The sequence below is a fragment of the Enterococcus sp. AZ197 genome (genome assembly GCF_050556405.1).
Classification (GTDB): Bacteria; Bacillota; Bacilli; order Lactobacillales; family Enterococcaceae; genus Enterococcus; species Enterococcus faecalis.
In genome coordinates, this window is the sequence record NZ_CP187873.1 from 2,411,908 (window position 1) to 2,426,231 (window position 14,324).

Below are 14,324 nucleotides of genomic sequence, written 5' to 3' on the forward strand. Positions count from 1 at the left end.
TTTCTCCTTTATAACAAACCAAAGAATGAAGTGACCAAACTAACTAAGACAATCGTGCCGATAATGATACCGTAACGTGGACCTTTTTTTACCATGAAGAAATAAATAGCCATGACTGCTGCTAAAGGAAGTAACCCTTTCATAATTTGATCTAGGATATCTTGTAAAACAATCGTGGCACCGCCAGTAACTTTAAACGTCATCGGGCTAGCAATTTTAACATAACTCGCACTTAAAGCGCCCATCATCATCATTCCTAAAACATTTGCTGAATAAATGACTTGCTTAATTTTGCCGTCTTTTAACAAACTTAAGATTGAATTACGCCCTAATGTATAGGACTTATTTACTAACGTCCAACTGATGTATAACGTAATGGCTGTGTACAGAACCAACGGACCGATACTTCCAATCACGTTACCTCCTTTAGCCATTGGAATAAAAATGGAAATGATTAACGGCATTAATGCTGCCCAAATAATCGAATCGCCAATCCCAGCCAGCGGACCCATCAGCCCAGTTTTAATCGATGTGATCGCCGTATCAGAGATCGCTGCGCCATTGGATTTTTCTTCCTCCATAGCAATTGCAATCCCTTGAATTGAAGCCCCTACTGTTCCTTCAGTATTAAAAAAATTCAAATGACGTTTCAGAGCTTCTCTTTGTTGTTCTTCATCGTCTGCGTAAAGTTTTTTAATTGCAGGAATCATCGATGCACAAAAAACTAAACTTTGGAGACGTTCATAAGAATTTGATAATTCACAGCCTAGTTGATAAATCCAAAAGGCTTTGGATAATTCTTTTTTAGTAATTTTTTTCTGTTCCAATTGTTGTTCATTTGCTTGTGTCATTTGTTCCATTATGCTGCCTCCTCACTCAATGCCTTATTTCTAACTAAAAAGGCAATACAGATTCCTAAAATAGCGACGGCCATAACTTCTGCGCCAAAATATACTACTGCAACAAAACCAATTAAAAAATAAGGAATCAAATTTTTCTTGCCAATTACCATAATTGTTAAGGCGAATCCTAACGCTGGTAAAATACCACCCATTACTTCAAAGCCGTGCATCAACCATGCTGGGATAACTTCTAAGACTTTATTCACCACGGATTGACCAAAAAAGTTCGCCGCAAAAACCAACGGAAAGCGAATTAAAAATCCCGCTAAAGCTGGATAAACAAACGCAGCTCGGTAAATCCCCCCATAATTTAACTCTTCTGCATATTTATCAGCCATATGCACCCAAGTCGCATTGATGGTCCGCCGTAATTGATCCATAAAGACGCCTAACACACCAAAAGGAACAGCTAGTGCAACAGCCGCCTCGGCATTCATTCCCACACCTAAAGCAATCGGAATCGCGATTGCTGAAGCTAAAGCCGGATCACTAGGCACATTGCCGCCCGGTGTGGAGGTGACTCCTAGATAAACAAGTTGAATCCCCGCCCCCACAACCATTGCTTCACTAAGTTTTCCTGTTGCTAAACCAGCCACCAACGCTGCGCCTAATGGCTGAGACAGCATGCCTGAAAATGTGTACCCAAAACGCAAACGTGCAAACCAATAATAAAGTCCCATAATAATTGAAACACCTAAAACGCCCATATGATTCTCTCCTTTTTCTCTGATTATAGTGATTGATATTTTTCAATTAATTTTTGAATTGGTAGGGGATTTTCTTCGGGAATCGCTTGGAAGAAAACATGGATGCCCTTCGTTAAAAGTTCAGTCAAAATTGCAACATCTTCTTCAGATAAATTGATATTTTTTAAAACATTTTTCCGATTTGGTCCGCCACCTAAGCCACCAACTTGAATCTCCTCTTTAATAATTTCTTGGTCCACCATCGCTTTTAAGGTCGTTAAATCTGGCACTAAAAATAACACCTTTTTCTCTTCCTTTTCTTGCGATTCCCAATATTCTTTGGCACTTTCAATCCCTTTAATTACTACAGAAACCCCTGGAGGCGCCGCCATTAAATAAATACTTTGTAAAAATTCATCTTGCTCTAGTTCATCACTCACTACCAAAATTTCATTTGCACCTGATTGTTGTAACCATTTAGTCACTACTTGTCCATGGATTAAACGGCTATCGACTCTTGTTAATACGATTTTTGACATTCTGTTCACCTGTACTTTCTTATTTTGGAATTTCTAAAATTTGACAACTGTCTACTGCTGCTTGTTGAATCATCTCTGCATCTTGTAAACGAAATCCAGGACCACTTTGTTTCATGACGGATTCTAATAATAACGATGTGCATAATCCTGACACAATCAGGAGGTCATAATCTTTTGATAAACGTAATGCAACGTTACTAGGTGTGCCGCCTTTAACATCTGTTAAAATTAGCAACTGGTTGTGCCACGTTAATTGGTCAATTTTTTCTGTGACTCGTTCTAAATAATCCCCCAGTGAATCCTCTGCTTGTAATGCTACTTCATGTACATTTGTGACTTCTCCTACAATCATCTGGACGCTTTTGACTAATTCCAAGCCCCAACCATTGTGTGTTAAAAGTAAAATTGGTTCATTTTCCATAAACAAACTCCTTTGCTAATTAATCATTTTATTAAAAGCAATAAGTGTGCCAACTTTCATTTCCGTTTGAATTAAGCCTTTTCAAAGAGCAATTCATAAATATAGCGCACTTCCAAAGGTGGAATCAACAGATTATAGGACACTTCAAGCGGTCGAAACGCCATTTTTATGACAGATACTACTTCTGGCAACTCTCGGTATGACACTTCATAAGCTGTCGGGTCATATTCTGGATTTAGCAATTGCCGTTCTAACATACAAGCACAATGAATGATAAAACGAAGTAAAATCTTTTCGTCACTTTTTATTTTAGTTTGTAAGCAAATATCTGAATAAATCTTAGCTAATTCGATCGAAATGGTTGTAGGATTCAAAACCGTTAGTAAGTCTGTAATAGCTTCGATTGATAATCCTTGAATATATTTAGCTGAAACTTTCTTTAGTAACTCTTGGTTTTGTTTTTCTTCTAAATGATGGCCTAATAATTCGAAAACTAGCTGAATGCCCCGCTTCGATAGTAAATCTTGTAAAGAAATAAACGGAATATCTGGCACTTCTGTCTTTACGGTGCCAATGATACCAACGATTTTCTCTTCTTTTCGAACAAAAGAATGCAAGCGATCAATATCTTCCACTTCTCTTTTCTCTAAAGTAATGATGCGTACATTCGTTAGTAATTCATTAGGAAAAGTTTTTAGTAACAACTGTTCAATTTTAATAGCAGTCCCCATGCCAGTTAGACAGGAAATAATGAGAACTTTTGCCTCGTTGAAGCGACCTTTACTGCAAATCAAGGCGCGATGATTTTTTTCTTTTAAGACTGGTAATAGATACTCAAATGCCGTCGATTCATAAATGACTTCTCGGGCCACTTCTAGCAATGTTAAGAGATTGATATTGCTAATTAGCAGCACTTCCATTTGAAACGTTTGACTGATAGCATTACCAAAGTAAACCAGGGAACCTATGTCCACCATTAAAATAATTTTTTTATACTGATTTTGCTTTACAATTGCACGGACTTTTTCTAATGTTTCTTCCACGGATTGATTAATCGGCATATCAACTGCACGCATGACCGTTGTTGAAAACAGAAGGTTGGTGTACTCAACCATACTGCTGGCCGTCGCGGTACCATGAGCAACGACGATAACGCCACAGTTTTCTTCAACTGAGTGCGCTCTTTTTTTAGCTGTGACTTTACGAATAAATAGATCAAAAAAGAGGATTTCCGTATCAGCAAAAGAAATCCCAAACAATGTTTGTAGAAAGTCCACCATGGTCTTAGCAGCTTGATACTGGGTTACTTTGCCAGAATAGATATTTTTGGTATCTGAATAAAATGTTTCATTCATTTGTGCAGAATAAAAAACAGCAGAATAAAGGTGGACAATTAAAATATTCTGGAAATCCTCTGTCAATTTTTCTTGGATTAATTGTTCAAAAAAGACAATGGCTTCTTGAATTTTTGACTGCAATGTTTCGTCAATGGCCTCTATGGCTAGCGGTTCTTGAGCAAAAATATCCATATCATAAAGTTGCTCTACTTTGTTTTGCATGATTGCTAGCGCATCCTCTGTCGAAAGAGTTAATTTTTTCAAATCCGCATATTCTTTCAATAGAAAATTATAAAAACGATCATTTTTCAGACTTTCCGATTTGAGTAACTCTTGACTGCTTAAATAAAAATGGTTGTATTGAATCGTGAGGCCATCGTTAGGTATCCACTCATTAAAAGCCAGCAGACTTTCTACATCAGGTTGCTCTTTGACTGTCCCCTCGTTTGCTTCAATGCAAATAGTTTCCGTTAATTGATCGAATACTTCTAAATAGGCTTGTGCGCTCATAAATTGAATCGCCGCTTTCAATTCGCCAACGTTGGCTTCAAAATGAGTAAACGTTAATTGTTTCAACGCCTCATAACGAATATGGATATTCTTTTGAATCCGTTGACTTTCTTCTAAGAAAAAGGACAAAATCAATTGAATTTTTTCTTTCAAAGAGCGCTCGGCTAAAGCTGGAATGGCTAATGTCACAGGGATCCTTCTTAAAAACGTTTTCAAAAAATGTTGATTGACGGCTTCGGTTGTTGCAAAAATAAATTTTATCGATACATTTCTTTGTTTTTCGGCTTCACCCATCCGTGTAAAATACCCTTTATCCAAAACTGTAAACAATTTTTCTTGGCCTTCGCTCGTTAATCGATGGACTTCATCTAAAAATAAAAAACCGCCATCTGCCAACTCCACTAAGCCTTTTTGGTCATTGACGGCACCAGTAAAACTGCCTTTTTTATAGCCAAACAGATGCGAAGTTAATAATTCTGGATTGTTGAAATATTCTGCACAATTAAAATAAATAAACGGAACTTCTTGGTTCATTTTAACTTGATAAAATTGGTGTAATTGTTCCGCAATTAAGGTTTTCCCCACCCCAGATTCTCCAGTAAGTAAAATATTCAAGCCATTAGGCGGATATAAAATAGCGGCTTTCAACTTCTTGATGGCGTCTGCTAAGCTCCCATCAAAACCAATTACGTTCGCAAATGGATTCATTTTCAGTAGCTGCTTTTTCTTATGTATCTGTTCTGTCTGTTGATAAATGTCCTCTTGCAGCGAAGCGAGGGAATCATAGCACGTGCTACTTTTAAAAAAAGGAAACTGTTCCTCTAAGTAGTCTTTATCAAAAAATAACACCGGTCTTGATTTAACTTTAACGACTTGGTCTTTTCTCACTAATTCTGAAAGCTCTTCACTAACAGCGGTTCGGGTATAGCCAGAGGCCTGACTTAATTGCGAAGCCGTTGCGGGCAACAAGGTTTCTTTGCTACTTGGATTTTGTACGTGAAACTGTTTTAACGCTTGATGAATATTATCAATTCTCATAGTCTTTTCCCCATTTCTTTTTTGATCCAAAAGTTAATTTATTATACATTAAAACGGAAGCGGTTTCTTATTTACCATAAAAAAAATCAAGTCTTTAACCAAAAGATTAAAGACTTGATTTTTATTCTCCGTATTGTACAAGTTGTGTATTTTCACAATGAAAGTCCAAGAAATCTTGGATTTTTTTACCATTGAAGTAGTTATCAATGACTCGCATAACCGCATTGTGGCAAACAAATAGGTAAGTTTCCTCTGAAGCCAAGGCTTCCTCAATCAGGGGATAAATTCGACCCGCGACATCTAGGACTGATTCCCCTTCTGGAAACGGCAAGGAAATCTCAGAACGATTTTCTTGGAAAGCCGTTGTTTCAATCGGTTCACCATCATAAATGCCAAAATTCATCTCAATTAAACGAGGTTCTGTTTCAGTCGTCAATTGATTTCGTTCCGCAATTTTACGTGCTGTTTCTTGCGCCCGTTTTAAAGGGGACGCCAGTAAACGGTCGATTTGAATTCCTTGTTTGGCAATTTTTTCAGCTACCAATTCCGCTTGTTGATAGCCTTTTTCGGTCAATTGCGCTTCCGCATGACCACAAATTCTACGGGCCACATTATAATCTGTTTCACCATGTCTCACTACGTACAGCATTTTTCCACCTCAGTTTTTTGTCTTGTGTCTATTTTATCTGAAATTTGGTCACAATAACACCCTATTTAGCGGTAACTTTCTGGTAATTTAAATTTACCTTCTTGCTCAAACTGTTCGCCTACTTGGAATAAGAGATCTTCACGTCCACGAGCAGCCAGCAATTGAATGCCTAAGGGTAACCCCGTTGCCGTAACATGTGTGGGCAAGCTGATGGCTGGTTGTCCTGTCAAGTTCGCTAGTTGAGTATACGGTGTTAGCTGTAAACTTTTATCAAAATAATCATAGATTAATTCAGCTAACTCTGCTTCTGTTAATTCTGCTGCTTGCTCCATTCGTTGACGAATGTGCTCACTTTGCAAATCTTCGTTAATTTTTGGTGCTGAAAAAGCCGTTGTTGGTGATAAAAACAGATCAAATTTTTGAAAAAGTTCTTCCATCGTTACTGCTGCTTGATCCCACAACTGTAATGAATGAACATAGGTGGCTGCTGGAATCTTTTGGCCAAATTGATGCATGGTCCATGAAAAAGGTTCGATTTCTTCTTTACGAATTGGGCGCCCGAGCCCCTGTTGAATGCTGTTCATCATTGCTGTAGTTTCTGCGCCGTTCATTTGATAATAGGAGCGAATCAGCGCTGCACCATCGACTGGATAAGGAATCTCAATGATTTCATGACCAGCGGCTGCCAGAAAATCAGCCGCTTGTTTCGCCGCTAGTGTTGCTTCTGGCGAAATCATTGAGCCGATAGGCGAAGCGGTACACAGAGCAATTTTTAGCCGTTGTTTTTTAGGGTGTGTTTGCCATTCTGCCAAGGGCGCTTGGTATGGGGCGCCACTGTGGCTACCACGTAGGCCATAAAATAACGCTTTGGTGTCTCTCATAGAAATAGTCAACGCAAAGTCAATCGAGGCACCTTGCCAGCCTCGCCAGCCTTCTGGGCCGACAGGCATGGAGCCACGGCTAGGTTTTAAGCCAATTAAGCCACTAAAAGAGGCGGGAATTCGGATGGAGCCACCGCCATCGCTAGCGCCGGCGATAGGAACAATCCCGCTAGCGACAACTGCGGCAGCGCCGCCACTGGAACCGCCTGGCGAATGTTCCAGGTTCCAAGGATTGCGGGCTGGCCCGTAAAGCGCAGGGTCCGTAATATTTTTAAAGCCAAACTCTGGAGCGTTGGTTTGTCCTAAAGGCATCAAGCCAATCGTTTCTGCTTGTTTGACAAAGTTAGAGGTCGTTGTTGCAGTACTATTTTTAAAAAGTTGCGAGCCGGCCGTTGCTGACCACCCCGCTTTTTCTTGGCCTAACATTTTCAAAGGAAATGGCAAACCAGCAAATAGTGTGTCCTGCTGTTTATTTTTTTGATAAGTTGCTTCTGCTTTTTGGCTGTCAAAGGTTACAAAGCCATTGATCTTTGGATTTAACTTTTGGACTTTTTTCTCAATATCCTTTAAGAGTTCTGTGTGACTTACTTTCTGTTCTTTTAATTGTTGTACCCAATATAGTCCGTCTTTCATACAGACCCACCTCCTATACTATTCAGTATTAGTATAGCATGGTTTTTAAGGGGCATCCTGTGATGGTGATTCTCATTCGTCAAGTGCTTCTCTAATTTAAGTAAATAATTCGCCAATGTAAGGAAGCAACTGCGGATGCAGTTTGTAGCCTTTATAACGTGTATTTTGGATACCTTGTTTTTTAAAGCCCCCTACTTGAATTTTTTTATTTAATTTTGTCAGCTGTTTGGTCATTTTTTTTCGATTATTGGCTGTTTCTTCTGTGTCATATATTAATTTACACAGGCGCTCCATTGGTAAGTGTTCTTTTGGCGTACTATACAAGACAGCCAGTAGTGCACGTTCTGCGGCTGTTAGCTTTATCCCCTCTACATCTAACTTTTCATCTTCTCGTTGGATGGGTTTATTTAATTCTGCCAAAAGGAGATTTTCTCTTAATGTATCCAAAGTCGCATCCAATCGTAACCAATTGAGAATGCCATATTGATAGCTAATGCTCAATTCTTCCGAGGTAGGAATGTCTTCCGAGCGAAGAAACAACGGCGTTTTAACTCTGGCTAATTCCTTTAGATATAAATATTGTTCTTTGCGAGGAATCGTTTCGCTGAGAATGATGGCATCAAATTTTCGATAAAACAAATGACTTTCCTTAATTTCACCAATCAGACACGTCGTACAAAAAACTTGGTGATCTAAATGCTGTAAGCGGTTTTGAAAAGCAGTTTCTGATAAAATATTTTTTGTGATGACCATTATTTTCATTCTTGATTCCTCCTTAATTCTTTTTTGGTTCAAAATTTTCTCAATTTTCGTGTTTTGTTTTGATATATTTAGTATACTGGAAATTTTTCGAATTAAAATTTAGAAATTTACAAGCAAATCAGTCATTAACAGTCATTCCTGTAATCCCCGATTTATAAAGGATTTCCAATAGTCTTATTTAAAAAATGTTTGTTATTTAATCCTCAACGTGCTATTTTTTTAATTTTTTTCTTTTTTATTTAGCTGACAAACGTCAAAAGGTTGGTATTAGCTACCAACCTTTTGACGTTTGTTAGCTACTTTCTCTTGAAATCTTTGGATTTTTTTCTACTTTCACTAAAAAAAACAGCCAAAAATGGCTGTTTCTTTGCTATTTATATTTATTTCATAATATCGATTAAGTCTTTTTTTGAAGCTGCCGAGGCAGGGAAATAGCTAAATACAACCCCGATAAAGACAGAAATCCCAATGGCTAATGAAACGGTCATTAAATCTGGTCGAACAGAAAACGGTAGTGCCATTGAGGCTAAGTAGGCAATAATCATTCCTAAAAGATAACCAGTAATTCCGCCGATTAAGGTCAAGGCAATCCCTTCTGTTAAGAATTGCTTTTTAATATCACTGGCTGTCCCGCCCAATGCACGTCGGATACCAATTTCCTTAATCCGTTCTGAGACCGAAATGTACATCATATTCATAACGCCGACCCCAGCAATTACCAGTGAAATAGCCGCAATTGCGGAAATAAACAAGGTTAAATTATTTAATAAAGAGCCCATTTCTTTGATGGTATCTTTAACATTATATTCTTGATACGTCCCACTGTTTTTCATGGTTCCTTGTTGAGAGAGAGTTTTTATTGTTTCTTTCAATACTTGATCTGGTTGATAGCCAGGTGCTACTGTTAGTTTCAACGTAGATGTATCTTTTAGCTTGCCGAAATAATGTTCATAGGTCTTTTTGGGAAAATAAAGCAATGAGTCATCATTACCTGGACCAATGGCACCGCTGGTATTGGTTGTCACGCCAACAATGGTAAAAAGTTGCTCTTTATATGGAAAAGTTCGATTAACTGCTGCAGTCGGGTCTTGGTAGAGTTCTTTGGCAACCAGTTCATCCACCACCACTGTTTTATCCAGTTTTGCATTGTCTCCATCATTCAGTTGGCGTCCCGCCAACAATTCTTTGGTGGTTTTGTTGGCAAGTTCATAGGTTACAGAAAGATTTTTCGGTCCTGCTTGAAAATTCAGTGTACCTTTTTGGGCGCCATCAACTTCTCTTTGATCAAAATCAATTTTTTCTACGCCAGGAACCATGCGCACGACCCCTAAATCATTGTCGGTAAACATCGCTTGGTCACTAAACATATCCGAAGTGTTGTAGGCCGAAAAAGAAATCTTTTTCACATTTTCTTTTTGTTTTTCAGCAGATAATTTATCGACCATGTCTTCTTTAAAGCCGTTACCGATAGCCACGATGGTAATCACCGAAGCGATCCCGATGACAATCCCTAGCATCGTTAACAAGCTGCGTCGCTTATTTTTCAAAATGGAACGGAAGGCGGTTTTCCAAATAATTGAACATTTCATGTCAGCACCTCCTCTAAAATCTTTCCATCACGAACTTTAATCAAACGATTGCAGTATTCAATTGTTTCTTCATCATGTGTCACTAAAATAATGGTGACACCTTCATTGTTTAATTGCTGAAAGAGCGTTAAAATTTCTTCCGATGTTTTACTATCTAAAGCCCCAGTTGGTTCATCTGCAATAATAAAACTTGGCCGATTGACAATCGCACGCGCAATGGCAACACGTTGTTGTTGTCCGCCCGAAAGTTGTTTTGGATGCTTCTTGCCTTTATCTGGCAAGCCGACTTTTGTCAGAACTTCGTGGACACGATCTTTGGCTTCTTTTGGGGTTAACCCACTATATAAAAGAGGTAATTCAATGTTTTCTTCAACTGTTAGTGTTTCAATTAAACTAAAATTCTGAAAGACAAAGCCGACTGCTTCATTTCTAATTCGGGATAGTTCCTTATCAGAAAAGTCGCCAATTTCACGGTCTTCAAATAAATACGTTCCTTCAAACTTTTTATCAATAAAGCCTAGCAAATTAATCAAAGTCGATTTCCCAGAACCAGAAGGACCCATAATCGCTAAAAATTCTCCAGCGTCTACTTGGAGGTTAATATCATCTAACACATGCAGTGTTTCTTCTTCGGAATAATAATATTTATGAATATGGGCTAGCTTAATCATTGGCAGCTACCTGAACATCTTGATTATCTTTTAATTCTTTATTGGGATTGGCAATCACTTGGTCTTTCCAATTCAAGCCACTTTTGACAACTTTACGACCTAAATTTGTTTCTGTTTCAATCGGTGTTTTTTTCGCTTTGCCCGCTTTGTAAACATAGACAAATTCTTTTTGGCCTTCTTTTTGGATTGCTGCTGTCGGTATAATCATTTGCTTTTGTGGCACAGCGATACTAGTAGACAAGCCTTCTGCCCAAGGAAAATCACCTTCTACTGTAAATTGATAACTCACTACTGGATTGCCTTCATTTTTAGCTATTGGGGTTTGCGCAATGGAAACAATTTTGCCTGGTGCTGATTTACCTGAACCAACGGTCGTCACTGTTACTTCTTCCCCTATCTGTAATTTATCGTAATCATACTCGGTTACTTTTCCTTGAATATTTTTCTTTTGTGTTGCAATTTTAATGACTGGTTTGTCGGTACTACTCATGGCACTAGCATCAACAGTGACTTGGCCATCAATTGGTGCTGTAACGACTGTGTTGACTTTGCCACGTGTTTGTTCAAGCGTGTTTGCTGCTCCGACGGCATCACTGTTGGCTAATTGAAGGGCTTGGTTAGCTTGGGCGACTTCACTATTCGCAGCACTAACGGCTTCATTCAATTGCTGAATTTCCGCATTTAGTGTTTCTTTCTCTTCAGCCTCTTTTGCGGTGTTTAATTTTTGCTTGGCTGCAGCAACTTTGTTTAACGCTTCATTGTATTTTTGAGTGGCTAAGTTAACGTTCTCTTGTGCTTGTTGAACTTGAAGATTGTTCCGATTAACAGCATTCGCTTGTTCTGTTTCTGTGGCTTGGATGTCTGAGTTATTGTACGTTAACAATGGACTATCTTTCTTGACTTCTTTACCATTTTCAACATTTATTTCGGCAATTTTTCCTAAAGAAGGATCAAAGAAAATATCCCGAGTATCTAGAAAACTCACTTGACCATCTAATTTTAATGAGGCCATTTCTGTAATGGTATACGTTGTGTATTCAGGTTCAACTTCTTTTGAAGAAAAAACTGTTTTTGCTCCGATAAATCCGACGACGACCACTGCGGCACCAATACCGAACCACACTTTTTTATTTCGCTTCTTCTGGCCTGACTTTTTCATTTATTTGTTCCTCCTTGATTTCTGTTGACGAGTTTGTCATTTTATTTAGTATATAATGAATAAAAAAACTGGTCCCTTCATCTTCCTATCATTCCTCTTACAGTTTTGACACATCTTTATCTAACAAAAAAACGTTTATCCTGTGTAAAAGAATAAACGTTTTTTGTTATTTTATTGTTCTAATTGACCCAACCAGCCAGATGTACCACCTAGAACATTGGTTACTTGATACCCTTGTTGACTGAGAAACGCACACGCTTGTGCGGAGCGCGACCCCATTTGACAAATCAGATAATAGGGTTGGTTTTTATCTAATTGCTGATAATTTTCGGTTAAAGTACTTAAAGGTAAGTTGATGGCCTGAGGGACATGCCCCAGTTGGTATTCCATTTCTTCTCGTACATCAATAATCGGTAATTTTTTTCGTTTTGCTTCCTGATAAAATTCAGGCATGCCAATCGTGTTATACATTTTCTAGTTCCTCCGGTTTTACCATTCGATATAGCGCAAAAGCACCATCTAAATTTTTGGCTGAGATGCCTGCTTGTTTTAGCATCCGTTCTGCAATATAACTACGCAAACCACTGTGACAACTAACAATGTACTCCGTTGACTTGTCTAATTCCTCCAAACGTTCTCTTAACTCATTTAAAGGAATAGACACAGCATTTTTAAATTGACCATTGGCTCGTTCGGCGGGATTACGGACATCTAATAAAACAGCTCCATTAGCTAATTCGTTGGATAACTCATACCATTGAACGTTTTCACTCAATCCTTCTACAAGGTTCATCGCTGCATAGCCTAACATGTTCACAGGATCTTTCGCTGAACCAAACGGCGGCGCATAGGTAAACTCTAATTCAGGCAAATCAAAAATAGTTAACTGTCCTTTAATAGCGGTCGCAAGAATATCAATCCGCTTATCTACGCCCTTTGCCCCAATTCCTTGTGCGCCATAAATTTCCCCTGTCGTAGGATGGAAAACTAATTTTAACTGAAGATCTGTTGCGCCAGGATAATACCCCGCATGGTCTTTTCCACTGATATGCACAACAGCTGTTGTTAGTCCAGCAGCTTTAGCAGCCCGTTCGCTTAAACCAGTTGAAGCAGCGGTTAAATCAAAGACTCGCACAATGGCGGTCCCAATGCTTCCTTGATTTTTTCTCTCTAACCCAGCAATCACATCCGCTACTTGACGTCCTTGGCGATTGGCGGGAGAAGCTAAAGAAATCAGCGCATCTTCTTGAGTGATTTGTTGTTTCACTACAATAGCATCCCCAACCGCATAAATATCGGGTTGATTCGTTTGATAGTGTTCATCAACAACAATACCGCCACGTAAACCAGTTGCTACACCTGCTTCAACTGCTAAGGTATTTTCTGGTTGGACCCCCACCGACAAAATGGTTAAATCAGAAGCTAATGTTTGACCGTCTTCTAAGCGAATCACTTGCCCTTCTTCTTCAAAAGCAACCGCAGATTGTCCCGTAATTACTTGAACATTGTTTTTGCTTAATTCAGCTTTGACAAAAGCGGCCATTTCTTCGTCTAATGGCGGTAAAACATGAGGCGCTTTTTCCACGAGAGTGACTTCTAATCCGCGTTTTTGCAAGTTTTCTGCCATTTCCAAGCCAATGAAGCCTGCGCCAATCACGACGGCTCGTTTTGTTTCTGGTGTCAAGGCTGTCATAATTTGATCTAAATCAGGAACATTTCTTAATGAAAAAACATTTTTGGCTTCTGCCAATCCTGTAATTGGTGGCACAAAAGGTTTCGCCCCTGGTGATAAAATTAATTTGTCATAGTGTTCTGTTAAAATTTCTGTTTCATGTTTCACTGTGATCACTTTTTCTATTGGATCAATAGCCACGACTTCATGGTGAGGACGAACATCTAAATTAAACCGTGCCTTTAACGCTTCGGGTGTTTGAACAAGCAGTTGCTCTCTTTCTGCGATTTCGCCAGAAACGTAGTAAGGCAAACCACAGTTTGCAAATGAAACAAAAGGGCCTTTTTCCATGACAACAATTTCAGCATCTTCCATTAAACGACGTAAACGTGTCGCTGCTGACATACCACCAGCCACGCCTCCGATAATTACAATTTTCATTTATTTTCCTCCTTTAATTTGACCAGACCATTGGGACATCCCGCCACGAACATTAATCACGTGATAGTTTTTTCTCGCTAAAATTTTGGCCGCATTTTTGCTGCGCATGCCGGACTGGCAAATCACATAGACTTCGTTAGCGGATTTGTTGTAGGCGGGAATTTTGTTAAGTGGGACATTAATCGCTTGTGGAATATGCCCTGCGCGGTATTCGCTAGGTGTCCGGACATCTAATAACGTTATCTCTTTAGATAAACGTGACTGCAATTCCTTTGTTGAAATACTTGGCGTTTTTTTAAACAATTGAAATAACATCTTTTTCTCCTTCTCTTATATACCTTACGGGGTATATTTAACATGAAAAAGTTAGACTTGTCAACTGAAGAGATTTCTGCCATTTTTAGATTCAAAGAAAAGATAGTTGACAAAAATAC

At 38.8% G+C, this 14,324-nt stretch carries 14 protein-coding genes; all 14 read right to left on the reverse strand.

From position 1 onward, the window contains the following. Nucleotides 1-8 precede the first annotated feature (8 nt). Complete coding sequence (locus IGK82_RS11680) at nt 9-860, reverse strand: PTS system mannose/fructose/sorbose family transporter subunit IID (RefSeq protein WP_002359140.1); 852 nt, start codon at nt 858-860, stop codon at nt 9-11. Beyond that, the gene (locus IGK82_RS11685) at nt 860-1,609 is read right to left on the reverse strand and encodes a PTS mannose/fructose/sorbose/N-acetylgalactosamine transporter subunit IIC (RefSeq protein ID WP_002355079.1); all 750 of its coding nucleotides are present in this window, start codon (nt 1,607-1,609) and stop codon (nt 860-862) included. The genes IGK82_RS11680 and IGK82_RS11685 overlap by 1 nt, the downstream gene beginning before the upstream one ends. Nucleotides 1,610-1,632: 23 nt before the next feature. After that, nucleotides 1,633-2,127 carry a PTS system mannose/fructose/N-acetylgalactosamine-transporter subunit IIB gene (locus tag IGK82_RS11690; protein ID WP_002355078.1) on the reverse strand — a complete coding sequence of 165 codons (495 nt, stop codon included), beginning with the start codon at nt 2,125-2,127 and terminating at the stop codon, nt 1,633-1,635. Nucleotides 2,128-2,146: 19 nt separating this feature from the next. Further along, a complete protein-coding gene (locus IGK82_RS11695; protein ID WP_002365282.1) occupies nt 2,147-2,548 on the reverse strand; it encodes a PTS sugar transporter subunit IIA in 402 nt (133 codons plus the stop codon). A 71-nt stretch (nt 2,549-2,619) separates the two neighbouring features. Beyond that, nucleotides 2,620-5,433: a sigma 54-interacting transcriptional regulator gene (locus tag IGK82_RS11700; RefSeq protein ID WP_010709912.1), complete on the reverse strand. Its 2,814-nt coding sequence runs from the start codon at nt 5,431-5,433 to the stop codon at nt 2,620-2,622. 121 nt (nt 5,434-5,554) lie between these two features. Continuing rightward, nucleotides 5,555-6,082, reverse strand: coding sequence for a histidine phosphatase family protein (locus tag IGK82_RS11705; RefSeq protein WP_002393993.1), 528 nt, complete (start codon nt 6,080-6,082; stop codon nt 5,555-5,557). 65 nt (nt 6,083-6,147) lie between these two features. Beyond that, the gene (locus IGK82_RS11710; protein WP_010710917.1) at nt 6,148-7,596 is read right to left on the reverse strand and encodes an amidase; all 1,449 of its coding nucleotides are present in this window, start codon (nt 7,594-7,596) and stop codon (nt 6,148-6,150) included. Between the two features lie 96 nt (nt 7,597-7,692). Further along, nucleotides 7,693-8,358, reverse strand: a complete 666-nt coding sequence (locus tag IGK82_RS11715) for a helix-turn-helix domain-containing protein (RefSeq protein ID WP_002359135.1) — start codon at nt 8,356-8,358, stop codon at nt 7,693-7,695. Between the two features lie 380 nt (nt 8,359-8,738). Next, nucleotides 8,739-9,947 carry an ABC transporter permease gene (locus tag IGK82_RS11720; protein ID WP_430605112.1) on the reverse strand — a complete coding sequence of 403 codons (1,209 nt, stop codon included), beginning with the start codon at nt 9,945-9,947 and terminating at the stop codon, nt 8,739-8,741. Continuing rightward, nucleotides 9,944-10,618, reverse strand: coding sequence for an ABC transporter ATP-binding protein (locus tag IGK82_RS11725; protein WP_002365285.1), 675 nt, complete (start codon nt 10,616-10,618; stop codon nt 9,944-9,946). The genes IGK82_RS11720 and IGK82_RS11725 overlap by 4 nt, the downstream gene beginning before the upstream one ends. Further along, nucleotides 10,611-11,777 carry an efflux RND transporter periplasmic adaptor subunit gene (locus tag IGK82_RS11730; protein ID WP_016622056.1) on the reverse strand — a complete coding sequence of 389 codons (1,167 nt, stop codon included), beginning with the start codon at nt 11,775-11,777 and terminating at the stop codon, nt 10,611-10,613. The genes IGK82_RS11725 and IGK82_RS11730 overlap by 8 nt, the downstream gene beginning before the upstream one ends. 171 nt (nt 11,778-11,948) lie before the next feature. Further along, nucleotides 11,949-12,248 (reverse strand): rhodanese-like domain-containing protein, encoded by a 300-nt coding sequence (locus IGK82_RS11735; protein WP_002355066.1) that lies wholly within the window; start codon nt 12,246-12,248, stop codon nt 11,949-11,951. Then, complete coding sequence (locus tag IGK82_RS11740) at nt 12,241-13,890, reverse strand: FAD-dependent oxidoreductase (protein ID WP_002387331.1); 1,650 nt, start codon at nt 13,888-13,890, stop codon at nt 12,241-12,243. Before IGK82_RS11740 ends, IGK82_RS11735 begins: the two co-directional genes overlap by 8 nt. Continuing rightward, the gene (locus IGK82_RS11745; protein ID WP_002365287.1) at nt 13,891-14,205 is read right to left on the reverse strand and encodes a rhodanese-like domain-containing protein; all 315 of its coding nucleotides are present in this window, start codon (nt 14,203-14,205) and stop codon (nt 13,891-13,893) included. Nucleotides 14,206-14,324 lie beyond the last annotated feature (119 nt).

Coding starts and splice junctions, on each gene's coding strand:
- IGK82_RS11680 (WP_002359140.1), bottom strand. CDS start 860: ATGGAACAAATGACACAAGCAAATGAACAACAATTGGAACAGAAAAAA.
- IGK82_RS11685 (WP_002355079.1), bottom strand. CDS start 1,609: ATGGGCGTTTTAGGTGTTTCAATTATTATGGGACTTTATTATTGGTTT.
- IGK82_RS11690 (WP_002355078.1), bottom strand. CDS start 2,127: ATGTCAAAAATCGTATTAACAAGAGTCGATAGCCGTTTAATCCATGGA.
- IGK82_RS11695 (WP_002365282.1), bottom strand. CDS start 2,548: ATGGAAAATGAACCAATTTTACTTTTAACACACAATGGTTGGGGCTTG.
- IGK82_RS11700 (WP_010709912.1), bottom strand. CDS start 5,433: ATGAGAATTGATAATATTCATCAAGCGTTAAAACAGTTTCACGTACAA.
- IGK82_RS11705 (WP_002393993.1), bottom strand. CDS start 6,082: ATGCTGTACGTAGTGAGACATGGTGAAACAGATTATAATGTGGCCCGT.
- IGK82_RS11710 (WP_010710917.1), bottom strand. CDS start 7,596: ATGAAAGACGGACTATATTGGGTACAACAATTAAAAGAACAGAAAGTA.
- IGK82_RS11715 (WP_002359135.1), bottom strand. CDS start 8,358: ATGAAAATAATGGTCATCACAAAAAATATTTTATCAGAAACTGCTTTT.
- IGK82_RS11720 (WP_430605112.1), bottom strand. CDS start 9,947: ATGAAATGTTCAATTATTTGGAAAACCGCCTTCCGTTCCATTTTGAAA.
- IGK82_RS11725 (WP_002365285.1), bottom strand. CDS start 10,618: ATGATTAAGCTAGCCCATATTCATAAATATTATTATTCCGAAGAAGAA.
- IGK82_RS11730 (WP_016622056.1), bottom strand. CDS start 11,777: ATGAAAAAGTCAGGCCAGAAGAAGCGAAATAAAAAAGTGTGGTTCGGT.
- IGK82_RS11735 (WP_002355066.1), bottom strand. CDS start 12,248: ATGTATAACACGATTGGCATGCCTGAATTTTATCAGGAAGCAAAACGA.
- IGK82_RS11740 (WP_002387331.1), bottom strand. CDS start 13,890: ATGAAAATTGTAATTATCGGAGGCGTGGCTGGTGGTATGTCAGCAGCG.
- IGK82_RS11745 (WP_002365287.1), bottom strand. CDS start 14,205: ATGTTATTTCAATTGTTTAAAAAAACGCCAAGTATTTCAACAAAGGAA.